Source organism: Phaeodactylibacter xiamenensis (genome assembly GCF_965229835.1).
Lineage (GTDB): Bacteria > Bacteroidota > Bacteroidia > Chitinophagales > Saprospiraceae > Phaeodactylibacter > Phaeodactylibacter xiamenensis.
Window position 1 is genome coordinate 2,127,427 of the sequence record NZ_OZ245931.1, and the last position, 19,128, is coordinate 2,146,554.

At 50.2% G+C, this 19,128-nt stretch carries 14 protein-coding genes; 9 read left to right on the top strand and 5 right to left on the bottom strand.

The window, feature by feature from the left end; genetic code table 11:
* Positions 1-82: 82 nt before the first annotated feature.
* From ACO08I_RS07830 to ACO08I_RS07850, 5 genes are read right to left on the bottom strand one after another with little or no spacing between them, the layout of a single operon-like run.
* On the bottom strand, positions 83-448 hold the full coding sequence (locus ACO08I_RS07830; protein ID WP_282784626.1) for a hypothetical protein: 366 nt from the start codon (positions 446-448) through the stop codon (positions 83-85).
* Positions 435-2,723: a hypothetical protein gene (locus ACO08I_RS07835; RefSeq protein WP_421948992.1), complete on the bottom strand. Its 2,289-nt coding sequence runs from the start codon at positions 2,721-2,723 to the stop codon at positions 435-437. Before ACO08I_RS07835 ends, ACO08I_RS07830 begins: the two co-directional genes overlap by 14 nt.
* On the bottom strand, positions 2,692-3,807 hold the full coding sequence (locus ACO08I_RS07840) for a hypothetical protein (protein ID WP_282784622.1): 1,116 nt from the start codon (positions 3,805-3,807) through the stop codon (positions 2,692-2,694). Before ACO08I_RS07840 ends, ACO08I_RS07835 begins: the two co-directional genes overlap by 32 nt.
* Complete coding sequence (locus ACO08I_RS07845; protein ID WP_282784621.1) at positions 3,808-5,457, bottom strand: TPM domain-containing protein; 1,650 nt, start codon at positions 5,455-5,457, stop codon at positions 3,808-3,810.
* A 43-nt stretch (positions 5,458-5,500) separates the two neighbouring features.
* Positions 5,501-6,904 carry a hypothetical protein gene (locus tag ACO08I_RS07850; RefSeq protein ID WP_421948993.1) on the bottom strand — a complete coding sequence of 468 codons (1,404 nt, stop codon included), beginning with the start codon at positions 6,902-6,904 and terminating at the stop codon, positions 5,501-5,503.
* A gap of 155 nt (positions 6,905-7,059) precedes the next feature.
* Between ACO08I_RS07850 and ACO08I_RS07855 the strand changes: the two genes are divergently transcribed.
* From ACO08I_RS07855 to ACO08I_RS07895, 9 genes are all read left to right on the top strand, one after another.
* Positions 7,060-7,272 carry a T9SS type A sorting domain-containing protein gene (locus ACO08I_RS07855; protein WP_421949713.1) on the top strand — a complete coding sequence of 71 codons (213 nt, stop codon included), beginning with the start codon at positions 7,060-7,062 and terminating at the stop codon, positions 7,270-7,272.
* A 183-nt stretch (positions 7,273-7,455) separates the two neighbouring features.
* Positions 7,456-10,431 carry a SusC/RagA family TonB-linked outer membrane protein gene (locus ACO08I_RS07860; protein WP_421948994.1) on the top strand — a complete coding sequence of 992 codons (2,976 nt, stop codon included), beginning with the start codon at positions 7,456-7,458 and terminating at the stop codon, positions 10,429-10,431.
* A complete protein-coding gene (locus ACO08I_RS07865) occupies positions 10,428-11,897 on the top strand; it encodes a RagB/SusD family nutrient uptake outer membrane protein (RefSeq protein WP_421948995.1) in 1,470 nt (489 codons plus the stop codon). The genes ACO08I_RS07860 and ACO08I_RS07865 overlap by 4 nt, the downstream gene beginning before the upstream one ends.
* Before the next feature lie 44 nt (positions 11,898-11,941).
* Positions 11,942-12,433, top strand: coding sequence for a hypothetical protein (locus tag ACO08I_RS07870; protein WP_282784613.1), 492 nt, complete (start codon positions 11,942-11,944; stop codon positions 12,431-12,433).
* Positions 12,434-12,436: 3 nt separating this feature from the next.
* Positions 12,437-13,357 carry a hypothetical protein gene (locus ACO08I_RS07875; RefSeq protein WP_421948996.1) on the top strand — a complete coding sequence of 307 codons (921 nt, stop codon included), beginning with the start codon at positions 12,437-12,439 and terminating at the stop codon, positions 13,355-13,357.
* A gap of 20 nt (positions 13,358-13,377) precedes the next feature.
* On the top strand, positions 13,378-15,699 hold the full coding sequence (locus ACO08I_RS07880; RefSeq protein ID WP_421948997.1) for an ELWxxDGT repeat protein: 2,322 nt from the start codon (positions 13,378-13,380) through the stop codon (positions 15,697-15,699).
* A 63-nt stretch (positions 15,700-15,762) separates the two neighbouring features.
* A complete protein-coding gene (locus ACO08I_RS07885) occupies positions 15,763-16,869 on the top strand; it encodes a cytochrome-c peroxidase (RefSeq protein ID WP_421948998.1) in 1,107 nt (368 codons plus the stop codon).
* 95 nt (positions 16,870-16,964) lie between these two features.
* Positions 16,965-17,738: a DUF2202 domain-containing protein gene (locus ACO08I_RS07890; RefSeq protein WP_282784606.1), complete on the top strand. Its 774-nt coding sequence runs from the start codon at positions 16,965-16,967 to the stop codon at positions 17,736-17,738.
* 94 nt (positions 17,739-17,832) lie between these two features.
* A complete protein-coding gene (locus tag ACO08I_RS07895) occupies positions 17,833-19,059 on the top strand; it encodes a TolC family protein (RefSeq protein WP_282784604.1) in 1,227 nt (408 codons plus the stop codon).
* Positions 19,060-19,128: the final 69 nt, after the last annotated feature.

The window sequence follows — 19,128 nt, forward strand, 5'->3', positions numbered from 1 at the left end:
ATGCTTAAAAATGATTCCTTACAAGCTTATATTATCGATACTGTCTGGTCAGATCAGATCAGATATTGCGAAATTAAAGAACTTACGCCTCAAGAGAATCAAATTTGATAAGTTTCTTTTGTATTAATCTACACCTTTCTTCAGGAGCATGGCCACCATATTCCAGATATACTAAATAGTAATTTTTGCCTTGCTTATCCTTATAAACATCACAACATGAATTAGGATAAACTTTAAAATCTATTGGGTAATCTTCTGCCCAGTAATTACCTAAACAAGATCCAACTGAATCTTTATTCTCTATACTTAGAGAAAAAACTTTTTTTAAATTATCCTTATCTTCTTTCTTAAGTTTAGACCAAGAAATATATTTTATTCCCACAATATCTTCAGTATCTTCTTCATACTTATGAAGCAAAAACTCCTTAAAATCTTTATAATTTTTCATAATCAAACTGACTAATTAAATGATTGATATCTTTATTGTGAACGATTACCTCATTGGGATCTGATAAACCTTCCATAATAGCTTCCTTTTTGCCACCAGATGTTACACCACCAGCTTCCCAAAAATTATTCGCACCTATTTCATTTCCGTCAGGAACCTTAAATTTATATTGTGATGAGTTTGGATAAAATACGTAAAGTTCATCTTGGAGCCCTGCTAAATCTCCAACATTATAGCCCAAGGCGTTTTCTAAAGTAGAAACATCCCCACTAAGATTATAATCATCGATTGCCTTTTGCATATCGCTTCTTAACATAGCAAATTTCTTAGGAGGAAAAGTATTGTAGCTACCCCCTTCAATCCATGGTTTCACAACTAAAAATGCTCCACCTTCATTATCAAACTTAGTCACATGTTGTGAAATATAACTAGGGGTTAAATAGTCAGAAGGATCAGGACGACTTCCTTTAGGTATCCCGACTACATCTTCACTGAACTTTCCAGGTTTGAATCCAAAAAAGACGTCTATTTTATCAAGCAAATCCTGTTTAGCTACGTCACTAGCTGACCCAAATTTCAATTTAAAGTCATCTAACTTGGCAGCATGTTGACTTATTTGTTCGGAAACCTTTTCCAAGTTAAAAACTACTTTCCTAATTGATTCACTTGACACTAAAGCCTCCCACGCCTTAACCTTGCGAGGATGCCTCACAAAATCAGGTATTAGCCCAATCAGTTCAAACTCTAAAGCCTGTATAGACGAACCAGTTTGACTCTCAACTTTATTAAAAAATCGTTTAAATGCTTTACTGTTTAAAATAGCGCCTCCAACAGTTTGGGCTAAAGCACCTGTTATGGCTCCCTCAATGAATTTTAGGAAGAAAGTATCCAGTTGAAAATTGCCACCTGATTGAAATAAATAGACTATTGCATTATCCGCACCAACAAATAGTGCTGTATAAGCAGCATTATTAGCCCCAAGTGCACCCTCAAGCGCCCAGAGCGATAAACGCCAAGGATTTGTATCAATATAACCTGCAGTTTCCAGCCAGGTACAATCCGCACCATGATCCCCAAAGGTACGCTCCATAACAAACTCCATGAATAAGTTTACTGCTACATTCGAAGCAGCCATCACTGCGCGCCTAAGAACAATCCTTAGAATAATAGCTGGCAAAATCACAGGCTGTCTGTTCAACCCCGGTCGTTCGCCTAAGTTGGTGTATCCTCCATTTCCACCAGACCGGGAGAACACTCGATATTCCCCAGCTTTTTCAAGAATTAAAATTTCTTCCTGATACTTATATGAATTGCCATAGCTTTGTATATCTATTTGTGAACTGTATAACTCAGCTAGTTCACTGCATGTACCTTCTTCGTCCAGATTATACTTTAAAATTGAAAATGAAACATCACTGCCATATAATCCCTTTGCTTCAAGTAGCTCACCTGTAATATCAAAATCTTGATGCACCCCCTCATTAGACAAGCCAATATCAACCTTCAGTCCAAGCTTCATTTCTTCAAAAGCGGTAGAAATAGAATCTACTCTTATATTGCTAATATTCTTAAGTTCAATAAAACCGGCATAACCTAACTGTACACCTATATCCTCATTTTCCCAAAAACAAGCGGGGCAGAGAGGCGTGCGCCCTTGGGTATCCAAGGGACAACAATTAACTGCATGGTCAACATGATAATGCAACTTTTCAATTGCACTTTTCAGTTTTTGTACATCTAAGCCATATTCATCAGAGGTGGCGCTTTCTTGTAAAATAGTCTTAACCGAATTAATTATTGACCAGCTTCTTTCTACAAGGCATGGATATTGATCACTATTAGGCAGCCTCACCTCCACCCAAAACCGACCCAGCCCACTATTATTACTCAACTCCCGACCAAACAACAAAAAATACGGTGACTCCTGCTCCACTTCAGCAATCTTGTCCTGAAAGACCTGTGGCATCCCGCCCTCATATCCCTGCTGATGGAGGTAAAAGCCGAAATCATATACCGCAAAATCGTTTTGGAATGCTGTGGGGAAGACCGCCCGCAAAGAGCAAGCCGCCGCCTCCAGCTCCGCAAGTTCTTCAGTTGAGAAGGCTAGACTACCCGTAGCGTCGTCTTCTTGTATGAAGCAAGACTGCGCCTTTAGGGCGAAAGAGGCCCAGAGCAGGGCTAGTAGCAGAATGAGGTTTTTTGGAGAGAACATTTGCTTATTCGTTAATGAGTTAAATAATCCATCACTTCCCTTTGAGCCCGGGGTACCGCTCATACAATGCTGCTTTACTAGATAAGCTGACAATTTTGGGAAAAGGACGCTTGGTATTCGTACGCTCAACTGTGGCAAAGAACACGAGCTCCCCTGTATCCCGGTCTTCTATGAAGAGTGGCTTGCCAAAAAGCCAGCGGGGGTAATTGTCCACATCAAGCTCCCCTACGCGCACAATATCTTGATCGCCGACATGGTAGAGTAATCCTGTATCTATGTTTATACAGTAGTACTCGCCATCCTGCGGTATTACTTTGAAATGCCCCTCGAAGAAGAGGGAGTCGTCTATAGCTTCGTAGCGGTGGTGCTTACTGGAGGGGTGGTACTTTAATTCAGGTGAGTGGTACCAGTAAGAAGGTTGTGGTATATTGTATTCGCCTATACTATCCCTCGAATAAGTAATCAACTCTTGCCAGGCATTTTCCTCTAGCTTTTCCCTGTATTCAGGATAATCATACTGCCATATGGTGAGTTGCCTGTCATCTCTTATATAAAAGAGAAATTGTCTGGTATTGAGCGCAATAAAATCAAATGTAATATTGTCAATAACCGGCCCTTTATGAAAGTCTCTACCCTGAAGGCCTGTTTTCCAGCGGAACAAAAATGTAATAGGATATATATATCGTAGATTCCTAAGTGACGGTTTACTCGACTTCCTATCAAACAATTCACCTAACAATTTATCTTTATCTGGGATTTCCTTTGCTAATTCAATCGCCAGCAAACTGTCTCTTTTTCTCCTTTCCTGAATACTTATCTTTGAAATTTTAGAACGAAAAAAAGTAAAATAACTTATCTCCGGAGATTTTGTATGAATACAGTTTATAGCAAAAACAAGGGTATCCTGTATATCCCAGGTGAACGGATAATCATAAAACGAGGAACCAACAACGGCTTTGACTTCTGTTGTTGGTATTTCGTTTTCGACTTTAAGTATATTATGGCTCTGAATGTAAGTATCATTAATATGTTCTCCGATTACAGGTACATGCAAGTCGGCATTATGTACAACTGAATAAGTAATCTGTGCAATGCATGATGCACTGAAACACAATAATGATACAAGAATAAAGAAGATTGGCTTCATTTAATTAATTGTTACTTTTATTTCTTCTGGTAAAAAGTTTTTTCTGAAATATCCGGGTATAGCACTGTATTCATACCCTCCCAGCTCTACAGTAATCACCTCAGAATCTACAATATATAATCCTTCTACGGAACTTTTCAACTCCAATTCAGTAGAATAAGTCACACCATAAGAAGGGTCGTAAAACATTTCTATTCCTTCTCCTTCTATGTTTATTTTTAAGAGTTTATGAAATAAGAAATACGATACAGGGTTAGTATTTCCCTGAGCAGGAATACCCGGTAAGCTCCATACACTTTCGTTGTACCATCTACATTTCCCTGTAGGTAATCCTTCGTTATCATACTCGGGTTGAAAATCATAAACAGGATTGCTTTCATCGTAAGGAATTAGATTCCTATATAAATACTCAGAATTATTAGGACCAGGAAAATTTGAATTGGGATTAGACTCAAAGTGCCAATTTTTTATTAGCATACCTTCAAAAGCATTGCTATTCACTGACTCTATAGTTACAAAATTAAAGTCTGTTTCATAACGATAGCCTTGGTGTTTTAAGATATTGGATAATAAGCTTTGCCAAGACGTACACTGTCCATCATAATTGTTCAACAAGGGTTCCCAAGAGGCGTCGGGATCGGCGGTCCCGTAGTATGATAACGTAGAATAATTTCCATTTCCTAAAAAGTCGTTAGAAGTCAAGCTTCCACTTGCCAATTCAAATCCTTCCCATATACTTAGAAAGAGATCCGCTTTATTTTCATTTTCTTTTCCTCTATTGCACCCATAGTACAATAGTCTTTCATCAAGATCAAAAAAATCGTCAAATGGCGGAGCGGGTGTATTATAGATGACATAAATTGTATTCGAAGTTGTAAATATCTCCACCCAACTCCCCCCACCATCAAAAGAAAGCGACCATTCCACCTCAAAGTCCGCCCAATAATCGACCGACTCCCCGGTGCTAATTTCTATGCCAAGACCGGATGGCTGTATGGTACTTTCATTATAGACTGCACCATCTACAGTATAGGTAGCGTCATTGGTCGTTGCTTTGATTTTTATGCTGCTACCCGGCAAAGCACCAGTAAAAGAAAAAGTTGGGCGAAGTTCCATCACGTCTTGCCGCTTGTAACATACAGCATCTGCAATAATGCCATTCCCGGCTTCGCTACTGGCAGACAATTGCCATTGCGGCTCCTCTACCCCATCTATCGGATAACTCCCCTCAAATGCAACTGATGCAAGCACTAGTTGGTCAGACAATAAAGCCTCTATTCCTTCCTGAAGACAAGTATTGTAATCCGTAACAATATACCATGGCAACATTATTTCCTGTACAATATGCTGCCGAACAGGCTGGGGCAATGCTGACTCTAAATCACTCGTCACCGCAATAACTGGCATACCACCACTATGTTGTGCCAATACATAAAACACTACAGTATTACTGCCCTCGGCAATCCAGTCCTGAAGGTTTTGTTCTACCTGAGGAATTGCCTTAGTATGTGTCACTATTTTGATTTCCCAGCCTTTTAAAGAGGTTACTTCATTAGCCTTGTTCTGCACCAAGCCTTCTTCCAATGGTTCTAACAAGTCACCATAATCTTTGAATGGCAGTATAGGATTATGCTGGCACAGTAATGGCAAAGCCGTTATAGTTAGACATAGGCTGTTCAGTCTGATAAGGTTCTCACCCTAGGGATTTTAGCTCTCGGTCCATTGATTTTCGCAGCCCGTAGCGGTTGTGGCAGACGTTATCCTGCTGCCACTCTTCCACATCCAGGCAACTGACGCTGGTCAGCGCACTGCGGACAAACCCGCTGGTGATTTCCCGGTTGTACAAAGCGACACTGAGCACATCGGCACTAATGGCCTTCATCCCCCCTTTGTTTTTGTAGCGGCTGAAGGTGCTCTCGATAATATCGGAGCAACAAATGATCTGGCTGCACCCTTTATATAATCCGGCATGGGCGGCAAAGTACGCATCTATTTTGGCAACGAATGCCTTGGCTTGTTTGGTGGCTACCTTTTGGGCACTCAAATACTGGGCGGCACTTTGCTGCCAGCGTTGAAAGCTGTGCTCGCTTAACCCTGCCGTTTTCAAGATAGCCGACGCGATGGCAATCAACTCCCTGACCTGCCGCAAGCGCCGCAGTAAAGGCCAGGCCTTACGGTAAAATGCGATGTGCCGACGCGCCACGGCCGGCAGCTTGGCCCAGTAGCCATCCATGCGGTTTGCCCACTCGACGATAGTGAAAATTCTCAGGAAGCGGTCTTTGTCCCGTAAGGTAGGCGGCAGCAACCCGCCCCAATCTGAGAGCATAAGCCGCCTGCGCAGTTGCCCGATTGAGGCGCTTAGCTCGCTGAGGGCTTCATCTTGCCCAAAGATATCCTTGACGGCGTTCATCATCACATGGCTGCAGTCACTGGCCCGGGGCAGGCTCAGGCTGCGCATAGCCGCCAGCAAAGACGTGCCTTGGTCGCTTACGGCGTACTTTAGCTTCAGGCCAGGATACCGGCTGAGGTTGTCCTGGATAAAGCGGGCGATGAAGGGGGCCGTCCAAGAGTTCTGCACCTCCATGCCGAGCACTTCAGCGTCCAGGCCGCACAGCGGGGCGCTGTAACACTGGCCGGCATCGACTTTGACGCCCAGCATGAGCAAGAGCTTTTCTTTGCCGATTTGGATACTCTCGTCAATGATGACTACATAATCGCCTTGCAAATCGCGGGTATACTCCAAGGCGTAATAGCCGCAGCGCAAAACCCAGTTGCGGATTGTAGTAGGGCTGGGCTTACCGTATAAGGGCCAGCCCATCATTTGGGCAAAAAACGCTGCGCTCTTCGCCGCACAGCGTAAAGAGCCACCAGCGTGCACCACTATATAAACGGCCAGCACCATCATCTGGGCCGGGTAGGAATGGTTAAAGACTTTTTCCGGCTCTGCAATCTTGCGCAGGCGGGCAATCTCAGCGTCCTGACGGGCTATTTTTGCATCCCGGTCTTTGATTTGGCCTTTCAGGCGACGGCGCCCGATGGTCTGCTCTTTTGCTTGAGACCTTGAATGTTTTATCGTAGCTTTGAGTCGTGCCCACATTAATGTGTTTTTTTGGTCGAACTCTAAAGCTACGGAAGTGTGGGCATACTTTTGCTTGGCAAAATACGTAGGGCTGATTTTGCATCAAACTGAACAGCCTAACCGTAGACCTTATTACAAACACCCAGCAAACATCAGTAGAATGGTGGTCTAACATCCACCCCAACCCTACTAGTCAAACCTTATTTCTAACGCTGAAGGCAAATATCCTGCCAGAGGTAATCACACTCTACAACGCTAATGGCCAGATAGTTTTTAGCAGCCCCTTCACCAATCAAATAGACATGAGCGCTATGCCAGCTGGTGTGTATTGGCTTAAAACCCTTGGGAAAGCGGGTGTTCAAGTCCAGCAGGTAGTGAAACGATGAAACCGCTACTTTCTGTAGCGCTATGACTCTATTCAAACCTGATCAATCGGAGGGCTGATATGATGAAGCCCTCCACCCCCTCCCCAACATTAGGTATTCTTCCGTTAAACACCTTGCACAGCCACCACAAAACCCCGAGCCTTCCTATCTTTGCCCTTCTTAATTTAAACAAAGTCTAAATCCATGTGCAGGATTTTGTGTTTACTGGGGCTGCTTTTGTCCACGGTTGCTGTGGCCCAACAACGCACCGTCTCCGGTACCGTGCGCAGCGCGGATGGGGAAACCCTGATCGGGGCCACCGTCCTGCTTGCGGGCACGGACCGGGGCACTGCTACGGATTACGAAGGGAAGTACACGCTCGATATTCCGGAGGGGGAAGCCCGGCTGACCTTTTCCTACACGGGTATGCAGCCTAAGACCGTAGCCGTGGGCAACCGTTCCCGCCTCGATATCATCCTGAACCCGGATGTGCAGCTGATTGACGAGGTCGTGGTCACGGCCTACGCGGGCGAGCAAAAGCAAAAAGACCTGGTGGGCAGCTACGAACAAGTGGAGGGAGACGAACTCCTGCCACAACGCCCCATAGAAAGCTTCGACAAAATGCTGGAGGGGCAGGTAGCTGGCGTACAGGTGGAGCTGAATACGGGTGAGCCGGGCCTGCCGGTACAAGTCCGCATCCGTGGCAATGGTTCTCTGCCCCCTGTGCGCAGAAACGATGTCGTGGCTTCCGGGCAACCTCTTTTTGTGCTGGATGGCGTACCGCTCTATGATGTCTCAGAAACCAATACGGCCAACACGCCTTTTAGCACTTCCCTCGACCAACAGATCAACCCGCTGATGTTCGTCCGCCCGGAGGACATTGAATCCATTACGGTGCTGAAGGACGCCTCCGCCACTGCCATCTACGGGGCCAATGCCGCCAACGGCGTGGTCCTCATCACCACCAAGCAGGGCAAAGCGGGCAAAACACAAATTTCGGGAGGGGTGAGTACCGGATTCTCCAACCTGATCAATGAGGTGGAATACCTGAATACGGAAGAGTATGTCAGCCTGGCCCGGGAAACCCTTTTCAATTCCAATGATAACCCCGCCGATGCCGGACCAGTTGATATCGAAACGGACTGGCCGGCCCTGACACAGCGGCAGGGCTCCGTGCTCAATGCCAATCTAAGCCTGAGCGGAGGAAACGAGCGGACCAAATATTTCCTCTCGGCAGGCTACTACAAAGAAAATGCGATCTCCCGGGGCAACGGGCTGGAACGGGCCACGGTACGGTCCAACCTGAATACCGCACTTAGCGATAAACTCAACCTGCGCTTCGGCTTTTCCGGCGGCTACGTCCGTAAGGAGTCCTTTAGCGACTTTGGGGCTTTCACCTATCCGCCCAATCTTTCCCCGGTCAATCCGGATGGCACCTTCAACAATGGTGGCTTTTTCATCAACCGGCCCAACCCGGTGGCAGCACTGGCTCAAAATGAGTTCTTCCACGATGCTTTCAACATCAACAATAACCTGCAGCTAAACTACGAAATCCTGCCGGGGCTGGAAGTACGGGTGTCGGGTGGAATGGACGGCTATTTACAGCTGCAATATCAGTACGAATCTGCCTTAAATGGCTCCGGCCGCACCCGGAACGGCATAGCACGGCGCTTCACCCGGGGCAACCTGCAATGGGTCGCCAACGGGCAGCTGAACTATCAGCGTACCTTCGGCAATCACCATCTGAATACGCTTGCCGGCGTAGAGCGTAACAAGCAGATCACCTACCGGCAGCGTATTTCCGCTACGGATTTCCCCTCTGATCAACTCCGGGAATTCTGGACGGTGGATGAAGAAAACATCGACGCCGATGAGTCCAACTATCAGGATGCCAGCGAATCCTTCTACGCACAGGCCAGCTATGATTACGATTACCGGTACTACCTTACCCTGAGCGGGCGGCGGGATGCGTCCTCTATTTTTGGAGGCGATGTGCAGGCGGCCAACTTCCTCTCCGCCGGTGCAGCCTGGGCCTTCACACAGGAGCCCTGGATGGAGCGCCTGGAATGGCTCAACTTCGGCAAGCTCCGCACGTCCTATGGCCTGACGGGCAACTCCCGCCTGGGCACCTACAGCGCCCGCGGGCTTTATGGCTATAACGATGCCTTCCTGTACGGCAATAACATCGGCATTGCGCCTACCGCACCCGCCAATGAAGGCCTGACCTGGGAACTGGTCCGTAAGTACAACTTTGCGGTGGACCTGGAATTGCTGGAAAGCCGCCTCCGCCTCACCGTGGAGCACTACCGCCACTACACCGAAGACGCCATTTATACCATTCCGGTTCCCCTGGAAAGTGGCTTTACCAACATCGTGACCAATGCTGCCGATCAGCGCAATATTGGTTGGGAAGCCAGCGTGGAAACCGTGAATATGCAGGGCGAACTCCGATGGACCACCCGCTTCAATATGGCGCGCAACCGCAATCAGCTTACCCGAATTGAGGCCGAGCGCTTCCCGGCTTCAGCACTGAACAGCCGGGGGCTGGTGGTGGGCCAAAATTCCAGCGTGCTGTACGGGGTGCCCTTCGCAGGCGTGGACCCCTACAACGGTAAGCCTCTTTACTATCTGCCTGATGGCAGCATCACCGACGATGATGATCTCGTAAATGCCCCTGCCAACTGGGTGCCCATCGGGCAGGGTGCGCCGGACTGGTACGGTGGGATAACGAATACCTTTGCCTGGAAAGGGCTCTCCCTCGCATTCCTGGTGAGCTACTCTTACGGTGGCGACATTCTGGTCGACGGATTGACCTTCACCGATGGCCGGCAGATCAGCTTTAACAACCAAAGCGCTAATCAGCTGGACCGGTGGCAGCAGCCGGGCGACCTTACCGACACCCCCCGCCTGCACATCGACAACACCTTGCAGTACAACAGCACCCGCTACCTGTTTGACAACGACTTCCTGCGCCTGGCCAACCTCAACCTCAGCTACCGCCTCCCCGACCGTTGGCTGGACGCCATGGGCATCAGCAGCTTTTCACTCACCGCACAGGCCAACAACCTCGGCTACCTTTACTCCACCCGAAGCCGGGCCAACCGTAATGGCATCGCGGAGTACCGTTTCCGATTTCCGGAAGCCCGCAGTTTTATGTTTGGTTTAAATGTAACGCTATGATGAAGAAGGCACTAACCTTTGCGATTTTCCTGCTGATGCTGAGCAGCTGCCAGGATTTCCTGAACATTGAGCCTCAGGATCAGATTTCAAAAAATCAGGCCTTAAGTACGCTCGATGGTATGGATGCTGCCGTAATCGGGGTGTATAGTACGCTGGGGGTAAATGATTATTACCGGCAATACTTCACTGCCTATCCGGAACTGGCTGGCAATATGCAGCCCAACCCGGCTGCCGCAGGCTCCGATGGAGTAGTGGGCAATCAGAGTAGTATCATTACCACTTTTCGGGAAGGTAACTTCTTCACTATTGGGTCAGGTTATGATGACAACAATTTTGACGATTTCTACGCAGTGCTGTATAATTTGCTTAATCAGGCCAACAACATTATCGAGGCACTGGAAACCTTAGAAACCGATCAGGAAGCCCGCCGAAACAGCCTGCTGGGGGAAGCCCTGGCGCTGCGTGCAATCGCCCACTTTGACCTGCTGCGGCTTTACGCACAGCCTTACCGGTTCACTGAGGACGGCAGCCACCCGGGTGTTGTATTGGCAGAACGCCCGTTTGAGGTGACGGAGCGCCCGGCCCGCCGTACCGCTGCGGAGGGCTACGCATTGGTAGAAGCGGATCTCCTTCAAGCTATTGAACTGCTGGGCCCCAACGCCAGCCGCACTACTGACCGAATATGGCTGACGCCTGCTGTTGCCCGGGGGCTGCTCGCTCGCGCCTATGCCTATCAGGGTGACTGGGAAGGTGTGGTAGAACAAGCCACAGCGGTAATTAATGCCGGGCAGGTTACGCTCCTTAATCCGGAAGACTATGTGGATACCTGGAGCGAACAGCAATTCAACCCCGAAGTGCTCTGGTACCTCGACCTGCAGCGCTTCCGAAATGTAGACCTCACTTCCTCAGGCCTCATTACCTCTATGGCTCGAGTAGTTGGTGTCCCCCTCGACCCGGAAACCCCACCCTTCTGCATTGTCACTCAGGACTTACTCAGCCGATTTGAGGAGGGCGACATTCGACGCGAACTATACCAAGAGGTCGAAGGTCAGGTTTATTGCAGCAAATACGCCCTTCAGCCCAATTCCATCAGCAATTTCCCCATGCTGCGGCTCTCTGAAATCTACCTGCTTCGGGCAGAGGCTTATGCGAAATTGGGGCAGGACGCTCTAGCTCAGGCGGATTACGACCTCATCCACCAAAGAGCTGTAGAGGATGCTGCGCCAACTACATTGACTGGCACTGAGCTACAACAGGAAATCTTTGAGGAGCGCCGCCGCGAGCTGGCATTGGAAGGGCACCTGCTGTTCGATCTCAAGCGCACCGGACGGAGCGTGGAGCGGGACGACTGCCTGCCGGCCAATCCCAACTGTGACCTTGCTTATCCGGATTACCGCTTTGCGTTGCCCATCCCTCAGTCTGCGTTGAATGCTAATCCGAACTTAATTCAAAATCAGGGGTATTAATGAAGAGCTTAATGGCAACGATGATGCAACGAACTGCGATATTTATGGGAATCGCACTACTCAGCTTACTGAGTTGCGAGGATCCCCGCCCCACCCAACGGGAAGACAATATCTTTGACCCCGGCAATGCCTTCATCCGGTTCAACTACGACAATCAGGTGAATGAGCCGGCGAAGGACAGTGTGGAGCTCAGTGCTACGGTTACAGAGGATTCCCTTTTGATCATCCCCATTGCCCTTTCGGCTGCACCCCAAATGGAGGACGTGCTGGTAATGGTAACCTACGAAGCGCCGGACAGCCTGATATTAGGCATGCACTGGGCCCTGACCGGGGAAGATGGAGAATCAGCCCTCGGGCGCAACTTAATTCTCTCACCCGGCTCTTTTGATTACGAGCTAAGCTTTGAGCGGCTCGACACCTTGCCTGCCCCAAGCCGGATACAGTTGCGGCTGGAACAGGTCAGCCCGGACTTTATTCACCTTGGTTTCCCCGGCTCAGAACGAGGCCGTACCTTCGAACTGATTTTTCAAGAATAGCCTATGAAGCCTTTTTTCCCACTTCTGATCATCACCACCCTCCTGCTGATGAGCTGTGAAAAAGAACAGCCGGCCGGCAACCCCGCGCCACCAATAGCCGGCTTCGGCAACCTCTCCGAGGCGGTCGTTGTCGATAGTTTCCTGGATGTGCAGCTGCTCCTGAACAAACCGGTGGAAACACCTGTAGAAGTGGAAGTAGCCGTCAGTGGCGATGCCGTACCCGGTACGGATTTTGAAATAGAAGGCGGCAACCGGTTCCTGTTGCAACCCGGCTTGCTCAATGGCAGCCTCCGGATCCGCGCACCGAGAAACGAGGATTCAGAACGGCTTGACCGCTCTATCCATCTGCGGCTACTGCCCACGGAAGGCGTACAGATTGCGGAAGGCCGGGATACGCTCACCATCGACTTCACCCTCGGTGGCACAGTAGACCTGCCCATTTGGGCACCCAATATCACCTTCCCCCAGCTTTGGGGCTACACCTCCTTTGGCGCGGAGCCCGTCCCCGCAGGACGGACCAATGAATTCTTCGCCTTTGCCTATGCCAGCCGGACTACACCTGACGTCCTCGGCTTTGGGCATCCCAATCCGGACAAAGGCTCCAATGCCCTGAACATGGTGAGAATCTACAGCGATTTCGATGTTTCTTCGGCCTCTCATTTCATCCGCATACCCGAGGCTTTGCGGTTTATTCCGGCAAACGAGGGCGCCACCTTTGGCACAGTGGAGGTCATTGAACAACAGGTCACCATCACCCGTACGGCGAGCTCCGGGCTGCCCCCTTTTGAAATCGGGATTAGCGGCGGAGGCACGTATGACGAAATCACCGGCGCTATACAGCTGGACGTATACTTTGATGAAACGGCAATCGGCGGGCCCCAAAGCGTGCTACGCAAATATGTCCTGGAATCAGAACGACGATAATCTTTAAATAAATTTGTGTTATGAAAATCAATTTTACCCTGATTTTTGCATTCCTGGCCTTCGGACTGGCAGCTCAGCCGGTACTGGTCAAGGATATCTACCCCGGAGATGATGCCTCCCCCCGTGAATTTGCCGCCTACGGCGATCTGCTGATCTTCCGTGCTGAAGCGCCCGACGTTGGCGTAGAGCCCTGGATTACCGATGGTACCGAAGCAGGCACTATGATGCTGGGCGACCTCAACTCCGACCCGGAAATTGCCGCCGGCAACTCCAACCCTGCTGGTTTTATTGAGTACAATGGTTTGATCTACTTCCAGGCCGATAATGGTGTACTGGGCGATGAGCTCTGGGTCACCGATGGCACCCCGGAAGGCACTGCTCTGCTCAAAGACATTCAGGAAGGGGAAGAGAATGGCCGCCCGTTTGACTTCGTGAAATTCAATGACCTCCTCTACTTTACCGCAAACGACGGTATCGTCAGCTCAGAGCTCTGGTCCAGCGATGGCACAGCAGAGGGCACCAACCTGGTCATCGACATTCAGGAAGGCGCAGGCCCCGGCAACCCGAACTTCAAAACTGTAGTGGGCGACAAGGTCTACTTCACTGCCAATGACGGCTTGGTGGGCAACGAGCTATGGGTAACCGATGGCACAGCTGAAGGTACGATGCTCATTAAAGACATCCGCGATGGCGGCAATGGCTCCCCTTCTCAGTATGCAGCCCTCAACGGCGAAGTCTTCTTCCGGGCAAACGACGGTGAAAACGGAAACGAACTATGGAAAACAGACGGCACGACGGAAGGCACCGTGCTGGTGAAAGACATCAACCCTGGCGGCAGCAGTTCCAGCCCGAGTAACCTGATTGCCTTTGGAGGGTTAATCTTTTTTGAAGCGGATGATGGCACTCACGGGGACGAGCTATGGGTGACCGATGGCACCGAGGCCGGCACTATCATGGTGGAAGACCTCAATAATGGCGGCGATGCCAATCCTGACAACTTCACTGATCTGTTAGGCCTTACCATGATTTTCACCGCAGAAAGTGATCAAATCGGTGAAGAACTATTCCAGGTTTTTGTCGAGGAAGAGGGCAATCCACTGTCTGCCTCGATTGACCTGCTGGCGGACATCAATCCAGGACTGGGCAGCTCAGAACCAGATGACATCGTATTTACCGGGCATGCGCTGTACTTCAGTGCCACCACGCCGGAATTCGGGCAGGAGCTGTATGAATTCCCGGTTACCGAGGATGAGCCTTTCCGGATCTCCGACATCAACCCGGCTGGCGATAGTGATATTGACGACATTATTCAAGTTGGCAACCGTTTGTTTTTCGAGGCCACAGATGGCTCTACCGGAGATGAACTTTGGACGCTGCCCATCCCACTGCCGGATTTTGTAGCCGAAGTAGACACAGAGCGTATTCTCAGTGGAGATACGCTGGACCTGGGCGAGGCGCTGATCAGCACCACGAACACCCAGCAACTGATCCTGCGCAACAACGGCGATGGGACGTTACTCTTCCCGGCTGAAGACCCTTTCGGTGGAGTCGTAGCCCCGTTCACCCTTACGGTAGATGATAATTTTGAAGGGCAAATCGATCCCAATATGGCTTTTGCGTTCCCGGTAAGCTTTACCCCAACTGAGGCAGGTGAATTCTTTGCAGAAGTAACGCTGATTACCAACGACCTCAATGCAACCGCCTTCAATCTGGTCCTAAAAGGCACCGGTATTGAACCCACCGCAACTTTGGAAATCACTCAGGATGAAAACTTGCTCGAAACCGGCTACACAGTTGATTTCGGCAACGTTGAAGTCGGCATGGAATCCGTAGAGCAATTTACAATTTCCAATCTTGGCAACGTTCCGCTCCTCGTCACCGGCATTGCGCTTGACGACGAAATCAACTTCTTCGTTAGTGAAATACAGGAAAGCATTCCCGCCGGCACACAGGATACCTTTCTGCTTGGTTTCCGGCCCAATGAAATCAATCCATTGGATGCCACGCTGACCCTGAACACCAATGCCAACGAGGGAGGCACTTTCGTCTTCAACCTTACGGGCATTGGCGATATGGAAAGCAGCGTCCGGGACCTGGCAACCTTGTCCCTAAGCGCTTTCCCGAATCCGGTCAGCGACCGCCTGAATGTCACGCTGGGCGAAGGCCTGTCCAATGGCACCGCGCGCGTCTACAACGCACAGGGGCAACTGATCTGGACCGAAGCCGTACCTAACGGCATCCAACAGGTGGCTTTCAAAGCCAGCCAACTGGCCAAAGGCACCTACCTGCTCGAACTGCGGGATGGAGAGCGCCGGGGCACGCTGCGCTTCATAAAGCAATAAACCTTAACAACATACCGAACCACTGCCCGTCAACGTTTTTAACGGGCAGTGGTTAATTTAATAATGCGATATCTTCCAAAATACAGCATCCCGTTATTGATTCTGGCTACGCTGGTTGCTCTGGGAGCACGGTACAGCAAGCCTGCCACCGACCTGCGCGACGCCTACAGCCGGCCTGCAGCGGAATGGCCCGCTCCTACCCTGGATTCTAACGGTACTTTCCGGGAACTCGGCCCTTTACCCGCAGTAACCTACCCGCCTGACAATCCCTACTCCAAGGCCAGGGCTGCACTCGGCAAACGACTGTTTTTTGACCCTGTGCTGAGCGGTTCCAACCAAATTGCCTGTGCTACCTGCCATGACCCTGAGCTCGGCTGGGGCGATGGGCGGCGGACTTCCTTTGGGCACGATCGTCAGTTAGGCACCCGCAACGCCCCTACTTTGCTCAATGCAGGGCACTGGGAAACTTTTTTCTGGGATGGCAGAGCTGCTACACTGGAAGAGCAGGCCCTTTTCCCGATTCAGGACCCCATCGAGATGAATCAGGATTTAGCAAGCCTGCCAGCAGAGTTAAGCACTGACTCGACCTACCGGCAAAGTTTTCGGGAGGCCTTTGGCAGCCCGGAGGTTACCGTGGAGCGCATTGCTCAGGCACTGGCTACCTTTGAGCGGGGTATCCGCAGCCGTAAGAGCCGGTTTGACCGTTTTATGGAAGGCAACTACAGTGCGCTGAACGACGATGAAATTGCCGGTTTGCACCTTTTTCGCACTAAAGCTAAATGCATCAATTGCCACAATGGCCCCTTTCTGACCGACCAGCAGTTCCACAATAACGGGCAGTCCCACTTTGGCCGCCCTGGAGAGGACCTCGGCTTGTTCAACATCACCGGCGACAGTCTGGACATGGGTAAATTCCGGACCCCAAGCCTAAGAGACGTTGTCTTTACAGGCCCCTACCTCCACCACGGCAACATCGTGGAACTGGACGAAGTCCTCTTTATGTACGATCAGGGCATGCCGCAGATCATCCCCAAAAGGCTGGACGGTACAAGGCAGCCTGCCCACTCCCCCATCCTGCAGCCACTCGGGCTCACCGAAACGGAAAGGAATCAACTCAAAGCCTTTCTCCACGCCCTTTCCACCCGCCCCCGCTCCGTAGCCCTGCCGTGAGCAGCAAAAAGAATGATTTATATCACCGCTGAGCATGACCAGGGTTAGTGCCTCCTTATTGGGCCTGCCCTACCTTTCCGGTAAAAGCAGAACCCATGAGAAAGACCTTGGTATTTTTATTAGCCGTTCTATCCCTGCAACTGGGCAGCGCACAGGTAAAACTGGTCCTCAACCAACAGGAAGGCGCAACCCTGGCCCGGATGGCGGAAGAAGAAAAACTGGCCTATGATGTCTATATGGATATGGCAGAACGGTGGGAAGCTCAGGCCTTTACGCAAATTGCAGCAGCGGAACAGCGCCACCTGGAAATGATTAAACAGCTCGCGGACCGCTACGGCATAAAAATGTCAAAAGCCGTACGTTCGGGCGAAAGAGGGCTGTATGGCAATGCTGCGTTGCAACAGTCCTATCTCGACCTGACTCAAAAAGGCCAGCAATCGCTTACTGCTGCCTTCCAGGTAGGTGCGCTGATTGAAGAAATGGACATTAGAGATTTGAAAACAGCCATTGCTGAAACCGAAAATGCCAACCTGAAAGCCACCTACACCCGCCTTATGGAAGCTTCGAACAACCACCTCGTTGCTTTTTCTCAAAACCTGGAACAGGCAGGTGAAGCTTATGTGCCCAGCTACATCACCACGGCCGACTACGATGCCATCATGAGGGGCAGCACGAAAGCCTGTCAGCCAGGCAAAAATCAGCAAGGCTGCAAGGGAAAGAGCCAGCAGGGCTGTAAAGGCAATAAACAACAAGCAGAGGCTGGCTGCGCAGGCAAACAGGCCGGCCAATCCGGCAAAGCTTGCTGCAGTGGCAAAAAGGGGCAGGGAGCAGGAGGCTGTCAGGGCAAAAAGACCGACCTTAAGCCTTAATCCGGCCCACTTCATCAACTACAGTAGTGCCCTTTTTCTGAAGCTTCGGAAAAAGGGCATTACTTTTGCAGCGAGATCAACGTCCAAACGAACCATGAAAACGAACTCCTCACTTCTTCTGAGCCTCCTTCTGGCCTTGCTGCTTCAAATACTCAACACAGGTACTTTGGCGGCACAAGCCCGCTTTCCGGTAACGCTGGAAGAAGCGATGGCTATTGCCCAACGGAATTACCCTGAGCTCAAGCGTGACCAAAGAGCATTGGAACGGCTTCAGGCGCTGATGGGCACGGCACGGCCCAGCAATTCCACCCAGCTATTTATAGCAGGCGGTATGGTCGACCCCGCAAACCCAGCTACCGGATTGCACAGCGCGGGCTTTCTCAAAGCTTTTGACTGGCCGGGTACAACAAAAATGCGGGAGGAAGCACTCCGGGAAGCCGTTTTGCTGGGCAACGCTGAGTTAGAACTGACCGACTGGGAACTCAGGCGGGAAGTCTCCAAAGCTTACTACCAGCTGGTATTCACAAAAAACCTTCAGCAGCACTACCGGGAAAAACAGGAGCTGATGAGCCGGCTCGTCGATCTTGCGCAAGCCAGGTTTGAATTTGGCGAAACCGGGAAAATACCGGTGCTCTCTGCCACAAGCAAGCAAAAACAAGCCAGCCTCGAACAAAAAGAAGCACAAAAGGCTTACGATCTCGCTCATACCCTTTTTAACAACTGGCTTCACTCAGACTCCGTCTTTTACGCTCTGCCAGACTCCCTGCCTTTACCTGCCCCCACCCCAAACTGGTATGTCAGCGGCGGGCACCCTCACCTGCTTAAAAAGCAACAGGAAGTCCGGCTCGCAGAAGCACATATCACACGTGAGCGCAGTCAGCTAATGCCAAAAATCCTGGCAGGTGGACAACTCCAAATGATCAACGAAACACTACCCTTTTTGGGCTATCAGCTAGGCCTAAGCCTGCCCATTAGCCGCAAAGCCATACAATCCAGAATAGAGGGCGCTGAAAAAGCTGTCGCCCTTCAGGTCGCTGAACTCGATGCCACCGAAAGGGCACTGGAGAACAAAAGGCGGGAACTGACTACCCAATTCCTGGCTCAGAGAAACCTGTTGGAATTTTCAAAAAAAGAGCTGCTCCCGCTGGCAGACGAGCAGATCCGGTCAGCAGAATCAGCCTATAAAAGCGGAGCGGTAGACTACCACGACTACGTCGTAAACCTTGAACAAGGCCTGCAAACTAAACTCGAATGGATTTATAACTTAAGGGACTACCACTTGCTCCGCCTGGAACTGGAGTTCCTGAGTGGACGCCGGTAATATCCAAATTACTGGTATTAAGGACAGGATGGCCATCGGGAAATATAGCCCGGCAATTACCACTCAATC